Annotated in this window: 15 protein-coding genes; 2 read left to right on the forward strand and 13 right to left on the reverse strand. The window is 47.2% G+C overall.

What is annotated here, in order from left to right:
• Positions 1 to 217: 217 nt before the first annotated feature.
• Entirely contained in the window at positions 218 to 724 is a 507-nt protein-coding gene (locus H8Z76_RS07050; protein ID WP_022514567.1) for an SEC-C metal-binding domain-containing protein, read from the reverse strand.
• 238 nt (positions 725 to 962) lie between these two features.
• The gene (locus H8Z76_RS07055) at positions 963 to 1,220 is read right to left on the reverse strand and encodes an HPr family phosphocarrier protein (RefSeq protein ID WP_147618570.1); all 258 of its coding nucleotides are present in this window, start codon (positions 1,218 to 1,220) and stop codon (positions 963 to 965) included.
• 183 nt (positions 1,221 to 1,403) lie between these two features.
• Here H8Z76_RS07055 and H8Z76_RS07060 point away from each other — a divergent pair, with 183 nt between their 5' ends.
• A complete protein-coding gene (locus H8Z76_RS07060; protein WP_022514565.1) occupies positions 1,404 to 1,649 on the forward strand; it encodes a hypothetical protein in 246 nt (81 codons plus the stop codon).
• A 57-nt stretch (positions 1,650 to 1,706) separates the two neighbouring features.
• Here the strand turns inward: H8Z76_RS07060 and H8Z76_RS07065 are convergent, their stop codons facing one another.
• The 5 genes from H8Z76_RS07065 to H8Z76_RS07085 form a co-directional block, all read right to left on the reverse strand.
• On the reverse strand, positions 1,707 to 2,297 hold the full coding sequence (locus tag H8Z76_RS07065) for a DUF4340 domain-containing protein (protein WP_022514564.1): 591 nt from the start codon (positions 2,295 to 2,297) through the stop codon (positions 1,707 to 1,709).
• Positions 2,298 to 4,427: a Gldg family protein gene (locus H8Z76_RS07070; RefSeq protein WP_186982044.1), complete on the reverse strand. Its 2,130-nt coding sequence runs from the start codon at positions 4,425 to 4,427 to the stop codon at positions 2,298 to 2,300.
• Entirely contained in the window at positions 4,427 to 5,401 is a 975-nt protein-coding gene (locus tag H8Z76_RS07075) for an ABC transporter ATP-binding protein (protein ID WP_186982045.1), read from the reverse strand. Before H8Z76_RS07075 ends, H8Z76_RS07070 begins: the two co-directional genes overlap by 1 nt.
• A gap of 217 nt (positions 5,402 to 5,618) precedes the next feature.
• Complete coding sequence (locus H8Z76_RS07080) at positions 5,619 to 6,893, reverse strand: adenylosuccinate synthase (protein ID WP_186982046.1); 1,275 nt, start codon at positions 6,891 to 6,893, stop codon at positions 5,619 to 5,621.
• Positions 6,894 to 7,019: 126 nt separating this feature from the next.
• A complete protein-coding gene (locus tag H8Z76_RS07085) occupies positions 7,020 to 7,940 on the reverse strand; it encodes a LysR family transcriptional regulator (RefSeq protein ID WP_147618567.1) in 921 nt (306 codons plus the stop codon).
• Between the two features lie 131 nt (positions 7,941 to 8,071).
• Between H8Z76_RS07085 and H8Z76_RS07090 the strand changes: the two genes are divergently transcribed.
• Positions 8,072 to 8,722, forward strand: coding sequence for a trimeric intracellular cation channel family protein (locus H8Z76_RS07090; RefSeq protein ID WP_147618566.1), 651 nt, complete (start codon positions 8,072 to 8,074; stop codon positions 8,720 to 8,722).
• A gap of 77 nt (positions 8,723 to 8,799) precedes the next feature.
• On the opposite strand, the gene H8Z76_RS07095 is transcribed toward H8Z76_RS07090, so the two are convergent.
• The 6 genes from H8Z76_RS07095 to H8Z76_RS07120 all read right to left on the reverse strand — a co-directional run bounded on the left by H8Z76_RS07095 (position 8,800) and on the right by H8Z76_RS07120 (position 15,668).
• Positions 8,800 to 9,666 carry a DegV family protein gene (locus tag H8Z76_RS07095; RefSeq protein ID WP_022514558.1) on the reverse strand — a complete coding sequence of 289 codons (867 nt, stop codon included), beginning with the start codon at positions 9,664 to 9,666 and terminating at the stop codon, positions 8,800 to 8,802.
• A gap of 90 nt (positions 9,667 to 9,756) precedes the next feature.
• A complete protein-coding gene (locus H8Z76_RS07100) occupies positions 9,757 to 10,716 on the reverse strand; it encodes an ABC transporter permease (RefSeq protein ID WP_186982047.1) in 960 nt (319 codons plus the stop codon).
• Complete coding sequence (locus H8Z76_RS07105) at positions 10,717 to 11,859, reverse strand: ABC transporter permease (protein WP_147618565.1); 1,143 nt, start codon at positions 11,857 to 11,859, stop codon at positions 10,717 to 10,719.
• On the reverse strand, positions 11,852 to 13,387 hold the full coding sequence (locus H8Z76_RS07110) for an ABC transporter ATP-binding protein (RefSeq protein ID WP_022514555.1): 1,536 nt from the start codon (positions 13,385 to 13,387) through the stop codon (positions 11,852 to 11,854). The genes H8Z76_RS07105 and H8Z76_RS07110 overlap by 8 nt, the downstream gene beginning before the upstream one ends.
• A 57-nt stretch (positions 13,388 to 13,444) precedes the next feature.
• The gene (locus H8Z76_RS07115; protein ID WP_022514554.1) at positions 13,445 to 14,653 is read right to left on the reverse strand and encodes a BMP family lipoprotein; all 1,209 of its coding nucleotides are present in this window, start codon (positions 14,651 to 14,653) and stop codon (positions 13,445 to 13,447) included.
• A gap of 82 nt (positions 14,654 to 14,735) precedes the next feature.
• Entirely contained in the window at positions 14,736 to 15,668 is a 933-nt protein-coding gene (locus H8Z76_RS07120; protein ID WP_186982048.1) for an alcohol dehydrogenase catalytic domain-containing protein, read from the reverse strand.
• Positions 15,669 to 15,721 lie beyond the last annotated feature (53 nt).

The following is a 15,721-nucleotide window of genomic DNA, read 5'->3' on the forward strand; positions in this document are numbered from 1 at the left end:
ACAGCCAAAACAGGATCCTCAGATCTCTCATTCGATGGTAACGGAATCACCGGACCGGATTGGGGTCGCTCGGAGCTGGTCTTCAACTGCTTCCGGCAAAGATGCTCGCAGCATTTGCATCTCTCTCTGCTGCCGTCTGGCAATCTACTCGTCTCTTCAACGCTTTTTCTTATTTCACTGCTATTCTAGTACGATTCTCTTCAAATGTAAAGCCTTTTTATGCATTTTTTCCACAGCAGTATTTGTATTTCTTGCCGGAGCCGCATGGGCACGGATCATTACGTCCGACTTTCTTTCCAACGATAACAGTACCGGACTTCTTCTGCTCTAAGAACAGTTTCTTTCTGGTCAGATCGTCAAAGATCTCCTTCCACATCGGGAGTTCATATAACCAGTCTGCCTTGGCATCCACCATGTTCTTATAAAGCTTTTCCTTGTCGAACGCAAGGCTTACATGCGTATCCTCTTCCATCGTATCGATCGGATTCGGCTCAATAAGGCTGTCATTGATTCCGTCCAAAAAGCCGGTCATGTCCATAATGCTCAGATCATATTTCTCAGCAAGTTCCTTTACCGTTCCCTCTACTTTTTCGTCCGGGTTGGTAAGGAGCTTTTCATATACACCTTTTTCCAGGAGAAAATATCTCTGCCAGAATTTCTGAAGTTCTCTTTTATCCGTATGCTGATTATAGGCAACTTTCTGCCATTCTTCTAATAAAGCCATTTTATAATCCTTCCTTTGTTTCCAACATAATTTTTTTGCGTTTGCACACTGCTAATAGTATACCGCAACTCACAGATTTTTTCAAACTTTTTTGTATACTTTCCAAAGTTTCGTCCATACTATAAATGACCGGTAAAAAGCAACGCATACCCCCATCCGTTCTTTTTGCCGGTTCTACCAAAGACACCAATACTTATCCTCCCGGCGGCAGCATATTTATGCTGCCGCTTGTTATTTTTTATATTCCGTTTGCGCCAACCGGCTCTATGACATATTCCGCAAGCCTTTCTTCCAGTGCCTGCGTCGAAGCCTGGTCCGCATAGGCAATGACCTCAAGCGGCCGGTACAGCGGAAGACTGAAAATCCCCACCAGTGATTTCGCGTCTACATAGGTTCTTCCATTTACCAGATCCACATTAAATTCACACTGATCTACGATCTTATTAAAATCAAGTGCCTTATCTACGGAATCAATTAAAATCCGAAACGTTGCCATGTAAATTCCCCCTTCCACATTTGCAATGTCCTGTGCTAGTTTTAATATAGCACTTTTTCTGTCTTTTTTCAAATTTTCCATCTTTTTTTCGTCAATTTTTCATAAAGTCTTTTTATTTGACGAAATGATGAATTTTTACTATGATAGAAACAGTAGTCAATATATGAACACGAGGTACTTTTTATGAAAAAAATAAAGCAGATCCTTGCTATTTTAGGATGCATCCTTCTCGTTGGCCTCTATGTTTCCACACTTATATTCGCACTGATCGGAAGTGAGGATACGATGAACCTGTTCCGCGCTTCTGTCTATGCCACAGTTGTGGTTCCGGTTCTGATCTGGGCCTACTCTCTTATTTACCGGTTATTAAAAAATCATTCCGACGGCAGCAAAAAGGATACCGATGAAGAAAAGACCATGACTCCGTAGGGGGAGCTGTGGTCTTTCTTTTTACGCTTTTTTGATTCGGTGATCCGGTCACTGCCGTTACTGTTCTGTTGTCTCTTCCGGCACCGCTTCCGTCTCAGTCTCGGTGTCTTCCTCTTTCGTCAGATCGGAAACGGTCTTCGAAAACGTGTTTTTCATGGTGGTAGATACGAGATAAACCGTATCATCCCCCTCTGACATCAGGTAATCCTGCCCCAGAAGGCTGTTGTTCATACCAAACGTAAATACATATTCTTTCTCGTTCGTCGTCACATGGATTGTCTGCGTCGGCGCGTCAAATCCATAATCGGAGATGTCGTCATAATCTTCGATCTTATCTTCCGCTGTGACTTTTTCCACATTCGACAACAGGGAAGCAACTGCGTCCTGATCCAGAGGAATGGAAGGATCTCCATCATACGTCCAGGTTCCGTCCGTATTGGTAAAGGACAGCTCTGCTCCATCACTCTCATAGGAAAATGCCGTGATATCATCGGCGTTTATTTCCGCTACCGTGATCTTTTTGGCTTCCGTTTCTTTTTCTTCTTTTTCCTGTGCCCTGTCATTGTATGCACGGATGCCAAGCCAGGCACCCACGCATACTACAAGCAGGATCACAAGTATGATAAACTGTTTTTTCTGATTCTGCATTTATTTCTTTCTCCTTACTGCCCAGATTCCGATTCCAGTTCCAAGAAGCACGAGCGGCAGTACCACAACAAATCCCACTGCTGCCAGAATGACCGTCATGCTGGATACGGTAACTTTTGCGGTATCATACTCTTTGACCGGGATCACAATGGAGGATCCGTCCTCATCCCCAGCAAAGCTGCTCACGCAGGATGAAAACAGTTTCGCGTTGCTGCCCGATACCATCTGATCCGCATCATCGCTAAACATCGTCGTGCTCGCAAATACAAACAGTTTCGTTGTATTGTCGTCGTCTACTTTTTTCTCTGCCTCAAGACCGATCACAAACGGTCCGTCCACATCGCCATCCTCTTTGTCATAAGATGCCATATTCGCCACGTCCGTCTTTGCGAAGGAAGTCGCGGAAGAAGTAAGCAGATCGGTATAGCTGATATCCGCATCCTCCTCCGTCGCCGGATGCACGATGCCACGGCAATACGGAGCAAAAATATAACTGCCGGATACCGAAGATGTCCACTCCGAAGACGCGATCGCCGGAAGCAGATAGAACGGATTCTGATAATAGCTGTTTTTATCCTGCTCTACCACCATACCCTTTTCCAACTGGATCTGATACTCCGCCAAAATCGATTCAAAATTCGGAAGTTCCTTGTCCGTATAGGTGGCTGTGATGAACGCTTTTCCTCCTGCAGCCAGATAATCGGATACTTTCTTTGCATCATCCGCTGAGAAATCAGAAGTAGGTCCGTTGATGATGACCGCCTCGGCATCATCCGGGATGCTGTCCTCTTTTAACAGTGTAAGCTGGCTCACATCAATGTTTGCTTTCTCAAGCGCCTCGGAAAAGCTGCCCGAAAGTTCTGTCTCACCATGTCCGGTGATCTCATAAACGACCGGCATGTTTTCATTTTCGACATAGGCGATCGCGCTTGTGAGCTGTCCCTCACCGTCATAGCCGGTCGTCTGCTGGGAATAAGTGGAGTAATCCACCGAAGTCTCATACAGATCGCTGTAATCAACTACTTTGGAGCGATTCGCGCCTTCCACGATCAGACTGTTTGCAGACGGTGCCGTGTCTGTATAATTGGTATAAAACTGCGGATATACCTTCGGATCCTTGTAAACGACTGAAATATGTGAGGACGCGTCCTTATACTTTTCAAGCATCGCGGATAACGTTGTATCCTGGGATTCCAGTGAACTCTTCGCGCTTAACACATAAATGGTGACATCCTCTTTCAAGTCCGCCAGATAATCTTTGGTATCTTTCGTGATCGTATAAAGTTTCTCATTGGTGACATCGACCTGTGTAAGTGTGGATGGAAGCGTTCCTACCGCAAGGTTTAATACAACTGCTACCGCAATGCCGAAAACCACCATACCGGTACTGAACACGCCAAGTCCGATCTTTTTTCTGCTCATGCTCCAGCGTCTCTTCTGGATGGACTGCGCGGTTAAAAACAGGAACAGGATCGTAACGGAAACATAGTACACAACGCCGGTCAGATCAAGCACCCCACTGCAGAATTTGTCCAGATGCGCGGTCAGATCATAGCATCCGAGGATCTTTGTGAGTATATTTCCGCTCGTGGAGATCAGATTTGTGATCCCGCCCATCATATAGCCCAAAAACAGGAGTCCGAACGTGATCACCGCAGAGATCACCTGGCTTTCGGTCAGTGATGACACAAAGGTTCCGATCGCGATACAGGTAACCCCGTACAGCCAGAATCCCAGGATCGCGACGTAGGACTCTTTGAGCGGTGCGCTTCCAAGCGCTTTTAAGAGCAGCGGACTCAACGCGATCACCGCGATCGCAATGGAAAATACCGCAACCATCGCAAGGAATTTCGCGAAAACGATCTTTCCAAGTGACACCGGTGAGGTCAAGATCAGCTGATCGGTCTTTTTGTTCCGTTCTTCCGCAAATACACGCATCGTCAGCACCGGAACCGTGATCAGGAAAATAAATGTGATCGCTGACAGGCTGTAAGAAATATACGCATATCCATAGGAAAGGTTATATACCACGAAGTACAGCCCGTAAAGACAAAGCGTAACCGCAATGAACAGCCAGCCGATCACGGACTGAAAATAAGATTTGAATTCCCGTTTAAAAATTGCAGCCATTACGCAACCACCTCCTGCTCTTTTCTTTGTGCCGCACCTGCTTTTTGTGAAGTCAGTTCCAGGAAGATCTCCTCTAAGGACTTTCCTTCTGCCTTCATCTCAAGGATCGGCAATTTGGCATCCGCAAACGCAAAGAACACTGCTTCGCGGATATCCACGCCTTTCTCTGCCGAAAGAAGGATCTTTACAGTACCCTCCTCGTTTCCTTTGGTCATATGGTACTTCTGCACCTGTGAGATGGTTCTTAACGCTTCTTTGGCGGCTTCTTCTTCCGCTTTTACCAACAGTTCGATCTCCTGCACTCCTGACATCATAAGCGTCAGATTTTCCGTGGAATCACTCGCCACCAGTTTTCCTTTTGAGATGATGAAAATGTGGTCGCAGACCGCGCTGATCTCGGAAAGGATGTGGGAACTCAAAATAACGGTATGTTTTTCTCCCAGCTTTTTGATCAGTTCCCGGATCTCAATGATCTGCTTCGGATCGAGTCCGACCGTAGGCTCATCCAATATAATGACTTCGGGATAGCCAATGACTGCCTGCGCAAATCCGACTCTCTGCCGGTAACCTTTGGAGAGGTTTCGGATCAGCCGGTCCTTCATGTCCATGATCTTGGTAAGCTCCATGACCTCTTTGACCGAGGACTTTCGTTTGTCTTTAGGGATCTGCTTTAATTCCGCCACGAAATTCATATATTCGAGAACCGTCATATCCATGTAGAGCGGTGGCAGTTCCGGCAGATATCCAACACATTTTTTTGCCTCTTCCGGCTGGGCAAGTACATCAAAACCATTGATCTTTACTTCGCCGCTGGTCGCTCCGAGATAGCCGGTGATGATATTCATTGTCGTTGATTTTCCGGCTCCGTTCGGCCCGAGGAAACCGTAGATCTTGCCCGATTCGATATTCAGGCTCAGATCATTTACCGCGATATGATCACCATATTTTTTCACTAAATGATTGATCTCAATCACTGTTACTCCTCCTTATCTTCCATACAAAAATTTTCCAATATCAAGGTTATTAGTAAAATGTGTTAAAAAGAAGTCAAATCTGTGTTTTTTCTGTGAAACAGCATGCTCCGTTTCCTCGTCAACTTACACAGAGACGGGATGCGTTCCACATCCCGCTTAACGTCAAAAAGCCCCTGCACAAAATGTACAGGGGCTCCCGCCAGCTTTTCTTATTTACTTAACGGTAAATGATATCGTCTCTGCCCGGTCCGTTTGATACCATTGTGATCGGGAAGCCAATGTGTTCTTCCACAAACTCAATGTATTTGCGGCAATTCTCCGGGAGATCTTCATATTTCCTGATTCCACGGATATCGCATTTCCAGCCCGGAAGTTTTTCGTAAACCGGTTTTGCTTTCTTTAACATCGTAGTCGTCGGGAAATCAGTCGTAACCTTTCCGTCAATGTCGTATCCAACACATACCGGGATCTCATCGAGATAGCCAAGTACGTCAAGTACGGTAAACGCCACATCTGTTGTTCCCTGCAGTCTGCATCCATATTTGGAGGCAACACAGTCAAACCAGCCCATACGTCTCGGACGGCCTGTGGTCGCGCCGAATTCGCCGCCGTCTCCGCCGCGTTTTCTGAGCTCATCTGCCTCATCGCCGAAGATCTCGCTGACAAATTCGCCTGCGCCTACTGCGCTTGAATATGCCTTGCATACGGTAACTACCTGTTTTATTTCATAAGGAGGAATTCCTGCACCGATCGCACCATACGCTGCCAGTGTGGAAGAAGATGTTACCATCGGATAAATACCATGATCCGGATCTTTTAAGGTTCCAAGCTGTCCCTCTAAGAGAATGTTCTTTCCCTCTTTGATCGCATTCCAGAGATATGCGGAAACATCACATACATAAGGAGCGATCATATCACGGTAGCCCTGCAGTTCTTTTACGATGTCTTCCGGAACTAACAGCGGTTTATGATAGAGGTGCTCCAACAGGACATTTTTCTGCGCACAGATACGCTCTGCCTTTTCGCGGATCACATCATCATCAAAGATCTCGCTGACCTGGAAACCAACCTTCGCGTATTTGTCAGAATAAAACGGCGCGATACCGGATTTGGTGGAACCAAATGATTTTCCTGCCAGACGTTCTTCTTCATACTGGTCAAAAAGAATGTGGTAAGACATTACGATCTGCGCACGGTCGGAGATTAAGATCTTCGGTGCCGGAACATTACGGTCTGTGAGAGATTTGATCTCATTCATTAATTTCGGCACATCAAGTGCGACTCCGTTTCCGATAATGCTTGTTGTATGATTGTAGAAAACACCGGACGGTAAGGTATGTAACGCAAATTTACCATAATTATTTACGATCGTATGACCTGCGTTCGCTCCACCCTGGAAGCGGATAATGATATCGGCTTCCTTTGCCAGCATATCGGTAATCTTGCCTTTTCCCTCGTCTCCCCAGTTTGCACCAACAACTGCTTTAACCATTCTTTTTATCCTCCTGATTTGTTACATCATCTGATTTACGGGCATAGAAAAAGCAGGCGTAAAAACCTGCTTTTTATTCCCTGTTTTTACTTATTGATTATACACGAAAAGTGTCTATAAGTAAAATCAATGTTTATTATATTCGTCATAACTACCGCTTATTTCGTTTTCCAGCATCCCAAGCATCTGACCGGCGGCTGCCGACAGCGGCACTCTCTGATCCGTCACCAGACAGAATTGTCTTTTCGGGATCTTCTCTTTAAACTTTAACTGAAAGAGCGTTCCCTCTCTGATCTTCGGCTCTGCGAAATCCTTTACCACACTTGCGACGCCGAGGCTTTTTTGCGCGAACTGGATCAGCATATCACTGGTCGCAAGTTCAAACTCCGGATGCAGCACCACATCCTGATCTTTTAAATACTGCTCCACATAGCCTCTGGTCGAAGTATTTCCCTCCAGACACATGATCGGCAGTTCTTCCAGTATCCGGTAATCCAGTTCTTTTCCCTTTAGCGATTCAAAATTTTTCCCCGCCACAAAAATATCCTCGATCTCCTTTACCGGGCGCACCCTGATGTGTTTTCCCGCCTGAAACGGCGTGCTTACGATCCCGAAATCAATCTTTCCGGCCTGCAGATATCCGAGTGTCTCCGGCGTCGGCGCATTGGTAACTGTCACACGGATTCCCGGATACGTCTCATGAAACCGTTCCAGATAAGAAAGCAGGTAAAACTGCAGGGTCATATCGCTGGCTCCGATCCGGATCTCTCCCTTGGTCAGATCCTGCATCTCCTGAAACTTCCGCTCTCCCAACAGAATATATTCGTATCCACGCTGAACATAGGAATAAAGCAGCTTTCCCTCCACCGTCAGCCGGACGCCCTTGGAGGTCCGCACAAACAGTGCACTGCCCAGATTCTTTTCCAGATTTTTTACCGCCTGGCTGACCGCAGGCTGGGAGATCGCAAGCGCCTCGGCAGCCTGTGTGATGCTCTCGTATTTTCCCACATAATAAAAAATCTTATAGTATTCCAGATTTACATTCATAGTTTGCCTGTCCCTTATCTTTTTCCTGCCTTTTATTCTATGTTATCTTCCTTAGAAATGCAATGTTTCCCTCTTGTTTTTCGGGGCATTTTCTCCTATACTAGGAGTAAACTTTTTCTTGTGGAGGAATTATGAATCACAGTAACCTTATCATTTATATCTTTGAAATGATCGGAACCGTTGCCTTCGCCTCCTCCGGGGCGTTGGTCGGTATCCGTAAAAATATGGATATCTTTGGCGTAAATGTGCTCGGCATCACGACTGCCGTGGGCGGCGGATGCATCCGCGATATCATCCTCGGCATCACACCACCGAAAATGTTTCAGAATTTCAGCTATGTCGGTGCTTCCATCCTGATCTCATGCATCCTGTTCACTATCTTTTATCTGAATCAGGAACTGCTCTCAAGCCGCTTTCTTGAGACCTATGAGCGCGTCATGATATCGCTTGACGCGATCGGTCTTGGCGTTTTCACTGTGATGGGGATCCGCACCGCGATCGAGGCATCTTTTGAAAATAATATTTTTCTTCTGATCTTTGTCGGTGCAGTCACCGGTATCGGAGGCGGTATGTTAAGGGACGTTATGGCAGGCATGACCCCGTTCGTCTTTGTCAAACATGTCTATGCGATCGCATCGATCCTCGGTGCCGTCTGCTACATCATCCTGCGCCTTTACATCCGGGATACCATATCTCTGTTTCTCGGCGCTGCCGTAGTCCTCATCATCCGCCTGCTCGCCGCGCATTTCCGCTGGAATCTCCCGCGCATACGGCAAAAGTAATTATTTTTCTGCTGTTATCAGAAAGGACAGGTCACACGAAACTGTGTGCCTGTCCCTTTTTATGATCTCATTTCATTTTAATATTCAATCTTCTTTGAGCATGCGATCGCGATCGCTCCCGGTCCGATATGGCAGGAAACGCTGAGTGACAGCGGCTGCATGATGATCTCATTGTTCGGAAATGCTTCCTGCACTTCCTTTTTAAACTGTTCTGCCTGCGCAAGATCATGCGTGTAAGCCATCTCAAGATGCATCTTGGATCCGTCTTCGCTCTCAAAACGCTCTTTGAAATCCTTTTTCATGGCTTCGATCATAATGCTCTTTGCCTGTTTCACTGTTCTCGCCTTGGCAAAAGCGTCCAGACGCTCTCCCTGGATCTGAAGAACCGGTTTTAAACGAAGCAGAGTTCCAAGCGCTGCTGCTGCAGGAGTGATCCTTCCGCCTTTTTTCAGATAGCTTAAGGTATCCACCATAATATAGATACTGGATTCCATCTTGTGCTGCTCCAAGATCTCCTTGATCTCTGCGGCGCTCTTTCCGTTTTCGGCAAGCTCTTTCGCATCCATGACGGACTGACGCTGTGTCACGGAAATACGCTGATTGTTTACGACCTGAACCTTTCCGTCATAGTCCTGGGAAAGCATGTATGCAGTCTCACAGGAACTGCTGAGCCCGCTTGACATCGGAACATATACGATCTCATCGTACTCCTGCAATAACTTGTCCCATGTATCTGTCACACTTCCCACCATCGGCATGGAAGTGGAAATATCTACGCCATCCACCAGTTTTTCATAAAACTGCTCCTGCGTCAGATCGATATCCTCATAGTATGTTTCGTTATTTATAAAGAATGGCATTGGTATTACATATACGCCCAACTCTTTTGCATCTACCTGTGTAATACCGCTGTTACTGTCGGTAAGAACTGCTACTTTACTCACTGTGATACCCTCCTGAAGTATTTTTTAACTCTAAAATTGTACCATACTTCCCACCCTGATACAATCTTTTTTCGAAAACCGTTTTTTCTCCTAGCGGGCACCCTTGTCGTAAATCTCTCCAAGCGCGCGCGGAGCGCGGTTCTTCTTGCTGAAGAAAATAAGCAAAAACAGTGTGAGCGCATACGGCAGGATCATGACAAGATCCTGATAGCTGCTCGGCATTCCGAGTACCTGGACTAACTTGTAGCCGCCGGAACGCGCCAGTCCGAAAAGCAGACACGCGCCAAGCGTCGGCAGGATCTTCCAGTTTCCGAAGATATATGCCGCGATCGCGAGATAACCGTATCCGACATAGATGCTCGGTGAAAAATTCGCGGAGATCGAATACGCGAAGCAGATACCGCCAAGACCGGACAGCGCGCCGGATACCATGACTGCGATCAGCCGGATGTGTCCGACCTGCATCCCTGCCGCATCCACGGCATGCGGATTCTCACCGCACGCACGCAGATGTAAACCGAATCTTGTCTTATACATCACAAACCATGCGATAAACGCGATCACAACGATCACGAACTCGAACGGATACATATTGGTAAATACCGCTCCAAGTACCGGTATTTTGGAAATGCCGGGGATCGTTATCTTATTGCACACGCCGAGTACGAATTTATCGGATGGTGCGTTAAAATGGCTTGCGTTGATCTGTTTGGTCAAAAACTCCGTCAATGCCATCGCAAGTGTATTGACTACGACACCGCTGATGACCATATCTGCCTTAAACCGGATACAGAGTAACGCATGGATCAGGGAGAATAAAAGTCCGCCCACCATGGCAAAGATCATGGCAAGATAAAACGGAAGTGCGGAGCTTCCCGACATTTTTTCCGCCGCGAGAACCGCAACCAGTGCGCCGACAAACGCACCGAAGCCCTGAAGTCCTTCGAGCGCCAGGTTGGTCACACCACTCTTTTCGCTGTAAATACCTCCGACTGCCATGATAAAAAGCGGGAGGGAAAACGCAAGTCCGTCAATAATAATCGTATTCATTTATTTTTCCCCCTTTCTCTCTTTTACCGTATCACGCAGTCTGCCGGTCTTATAGCGCACGAACGCGCCACACGCGGAGAACAAAAGGATGATTCCCGTAATGACCGACGCGATCTCCTGCTGTACCCCGGAAGCGGAACTCATGTATGTGCTTCCCTTGCTGATCACTGTGATCAAAAATGAGGAGAAGATGATTCCGACCGGATTATTATTTCCAAGCAATGATACCGCGATCGCATCAAATCCTGTCGATGTCAGTACCTTTGGCTGAATGGATGCAAAATATCCAAGGTAATAGGTCACTCCCGCAAGTCCCGAGAGCGCACCGGAGATCACCATGGTGATCACGATATTTTTTCCGACTTTGATCCCGGCGTACTTTGCCGCCGTGCGGGAACAGCCGACCGCTTTCATCTCAAATCCGAGCACTGTACGGTTCATGATAAAGCGAACCAGAAATACCGTGAGGATCGCTAAAATGATGCCGAGCGGGATATCCATCTTGTAACCCCCGACTTCCACATCGGTAAACGTCAGTCTTGCCGCCGTGGAAACGTTTTTGGACTGTCTTGATACAGGATCGACAAAATACATATTGATAAAGAAACTGATCACATATTCTAAAATATAGTTGATCATGATCGAAGAAACGACCTCATTGATATTAAAACGGTATTTGAGGAAGCCGATCAGTCCGCCGACACATGCACCCGCAAGGATTCCGATGATCACGACAAGCGGTTTCGCGATCGGTGCCGCAAGGCTGGTGTAACCCACTGTAACCGTTGCAAGAAAACCTGCCGCAAGCATCTGTCCGGAAACCCCGATATTAAAGAGACCGGAACGGAGCGCCACTGCCACAGCAAGTGCCGCGAAGATCATCGGCGTGAGGTTATCCATGAAGTCCATAAAATCCGTGATCATGCCCTTTTTTCCTGCGTAGGAAGCTTTCGGCGCAATGCCGCAGCCCTGCAGCAGATTATAAAACGCATAGAACGGATTATGTCCAAGAAGCGCGATCACGATACCACCCGCGATAAGCGCCACCAGGATCGAAAAGACCGGGATCGCGATCTTCTGTCTTTTTTCATGACCGATCGTGGCAAGCACCATTTTTTCTACGATATTAGCATTCTTATTCATTGTGTCCTACCCCCATCATAAATTCTCCAACCTCGTTGGCTGTCAGGGATTTTGCATCCGCAATTTTATTGATACTTCCGTTGTAAATAACACCGATCGTATCCGCAAGGTTCATAACCTCATCCAGTTCCAGTGAAATTAAAAGGATCGCTTTTCCTTTATCCCGCTCTCCGATGATCTGCTTGTGGATGTTCTCAATCGCACCGATATCCAGTCCTCTGGTCGGCTGTACGAAGATCATAAGATCTGCTTCTGTCTCGATCTCTCTTGCAATGATCGCCTTCTGCTGATTTCCGCCGCTCATCGAGCGCGTGATCGTTGTCGCGCCCTGTCCGCTCCGGATATCATATTTTTCGATCAATTTCTTACTGTTATCCGCAAATACTTTCTGGTTTAACACGCCTTTTTTTGCATACGGCTCTCTGTAATAGCCGCGCAGCCCCAGATTGTCCGCAAGGGAAAAATCCATCACCAGTCCGAAATTCTGCCGGTCTTCCGGGATATAGGCAATACCGGCTTCCGCGCGTTTCCGGATCGGTTCCGCCGTGATCTCCTTACCGTTTAGATAAATTTTTCCGCTGTAGACATGCATCAGTCCGGCGATCGCGTCCGCAAGCTCGATCTGACCGTTTCCGGAGACACCGGCAACCGCAAAGATCTCGCCGCCGTGGATCGTAAAGGATACGTCCTTTACCACCTCAAAATGATCCCGGTTCTTTACCGTAAGATGTTCTACTTTTAAGATCTCTTTTCCGAAAGACGCCGGCTTTTTCTCCGTTGTGAAGCTGACCTCACGTCCGACCATAAGATTCGCCATGGTTTTGGTATCCGTCTTTGCGACATCCAGCACATCGATCAGTCTGCCGCGGCAGAGGATCGCGCAGCGGTCCGCTACTTTTTTGATCTCTTCCAGTTTGTGCGTGATCAGTATGATCGTTTTTCCGCCGTCACGCAGTCCCTTGATGATCTTTAACAGGAACTCTATTTCCTGCGGCGTCAGCACCGCAGTCGGTTCGTCAAAGATCAAAATCTCCGCTTCGCGGTAAAGCATCTTTAAGATCTCTACACGCTGCTGAATCGAAACATTTACATCTTCAATCACATCGGTAGGCTTTACTTCCAGGCCATATTTTCTGGAAAGTGCCTCGATATCCGCATTCGCCTTTTTCATATCTACCGTACGAAACAGTCCGAGCACTTTTTTCGTTGGCTCCATGCCCATGATAATGTTTTCTGCCACGGTATAGTTCTGCACCAGTTTGAAATGCTGATGCACCATTCCAATGTTTAATTTTGTGGCATAGTTTGGGGAATCGATCTTTTCTTTTTTTCCGCGGATGAAAATTTCTCCGTCATCCGGCTCATACATTCCAAACAGCATGCTCATCAGTGTAGATTTTCCCGCACCGTTTTCCCCGAGCAGCGCAAAGATCTCCCCTTTTTTGATCTGGAGCGTCACATCATCATTCGCGACAATTCCGGGAAACCGTTTCGTAATGTGTTTCATTTCCACAATGTAATCAGACATGTAAATCCTCCTAAAAGACAGGGAGCCTTCCGGCTCCCCGTACTCTTACTTTTTTCTTTATTTTACTTCAAAATCTTCCGGAGTAATATCATTTACTGTAGCATCTGCTGCCGGAACGATGGTTCCGTCTTTTACTTTATCAAATGCTGCATTGATCTTGTCGATCGTTTCTGCGGAGAGCTGGCATCTGCCTTCTTCGCTGACATATCCGGTTGCATCGGTATCTGCGTGCAGAGTTACGTTTCCGCCCTTAAAGCTTCCTGCTGCGATATCGCACAGTGCGTTGTATACCGTAAGATGCATGTTCTTGATCGCGGAAGTCAGGATGATGTTGGAATCTCCGTTTGCTCCGTCATCATACTGGTCAACGTCACAGCCGATCACTTTGACATCTGTTGCTTCTTTTGCTGCAGTGAACACACCGTTTCCGGATCCGCCTGCCGCAACTAAGATCACATCGACACCTTCATCGATCAGTGCCTGTCCTACTACTTTACCGGTTGCTTCGTCTGCGAAAGTACCTACATAGTTTCCGCCTACATCATTGCCCATGACATCTGTTCCGGCATAGGAAGGAAGTTCTACACATTCTACATCCTTGCCTTCTGTCTCATTGACATATTTGACACCACATTCAAAACCATACTGGTAATCTACGTTGGACGGATATGCGATTCCGTTTACAACTGCAACTTTGTTGGTCTGTGTCTCAAGTGCTGCTGCCATACCAGCACAGAAGGCGCTTTCCTGCTCCGCATAGCACATTGCATAGATATTATCTGCTTCAATGGTATTTCCGTCTGCATCTGTCGGGAAAGAATCTACCAGGATGAATTTTACATCCGGATTGTCCTGCGCGATCGTTCCGATTCCTGCGAACTGGAATCCACAACATACGATAACATCGTAATCTGCTACGATATCAGCTACTGCCTGAACTGCCGCATCGGTATCACCGGTTGTCTCCTGGATCGGAGTTACGGTGCTGTCCGGATTCTCCTTGATGAAATTCTGGATACCATTGTAGTTATCTTCGTTAAAGGAACCGTCATCCACACCGGACGGGCTGCTCACGATCGCGATCTTTAACGCGTTATTTGCTGTCTCTCCTGTGGACGCTGCTTCCGTAGAAGCTGCGGAATCTGAACCGGTTGTGCTCTCTGCTGCGGAATCTGTTTTTCCCGCATCTGCATTGGATGATCCACATGCTGCCATAGAGCATGCCATCGCTGCAACAAGCATCAATGATACTACTTTCTTCTTCATAATATTTCCTCCTGAAAAATATTTTTAACAACAACAGCCATTTTATCATGCATTTGCTGTTTTGTCCATTTCTTATTTTGGGCTAATCAAACCGGAATCCCGCCTTAAACGCGCGTGACGAAAAGGCGTTTTCATAATCGGCAAGTTCATGCAGTTCGATCTCCGGCAGATCGATCAGTCTGCGTTTTAAAAGTTTTAACGCCGGCTCAAACGGGCCGCACCGGCTTCCGACGATCGTAAGCTCGTTCACAACGACCTCACTCATATTGATCTTTGCGTCCCCCGCATAGGTACTTTTTAAGACGATCATTCCCTTTTTTCTCACATAGCGCATGGCGCTCTTTAATCCTTCCGCTCTTCCGGTCGCATCCACCACATATTCGTAGCCCTCCGGCTCTCCTTCGGTCGTCACGTTCGCATAAGGCGCAAAACGTTCCAGTTTTTCCATATGATGGCCGATCACCGTAAGATCCATGCCGTAAAGCGAAAGCACCTCCGTGATCATAAGCGCGAGCCTTCCGTCACCGATCACGGCACAGTTCTTTTTCACATCAAAATGAACCTGCGTGGTCAGCTCTACTGCCGCCGCCAGCGGCTCCGTAAAGATCGCACGCTCCGTCTCAAGTTCATCCGGAACCGGATGCAGCAGCTCCGTGGCGATCGTCATATATTCCGCGAAACAGCCGTCCTTCTCATTCAGCCCTATGACCTTTCTGGTGGAGCAGTGTGTCGGTCTTCCCGTTTTACAGTAAATACAGTGGCCACACGCCTGATTCAATTCACCGACCACCCGTTTTCCGATCAGTTCCGGGCGGTCTGACGCCTCCACGATGCCGACAAATTCATGTCCCATAACCCCGGTAAAATCCGGTTTATATCCGGCAAGCACCTCTTTATCCGTGTTGCATACCGCCGCAAGCAGGATCTTAACCAGGCTTTCTCTTTCTTTTGGCACAGGCTTTGGATAGTCCGTCCGGTACTCCGCTGTTTTTCCATTGTATACAAGCGCTTTCATCTTTTGTCCGCCTCCTTTTTCATCCATTCATTCTAGCACACGGCGCCAACAAA

Source organism: Roseburia yibonii (assembly GCF_014297335.1).
GTDB classification, from domain to species: domain Bacteria; phylum Bacillota; class Clostridia; order Lachnospirales; family Lachnospiraceae; genus Roseburia_D; species Roseburia_D yibonii.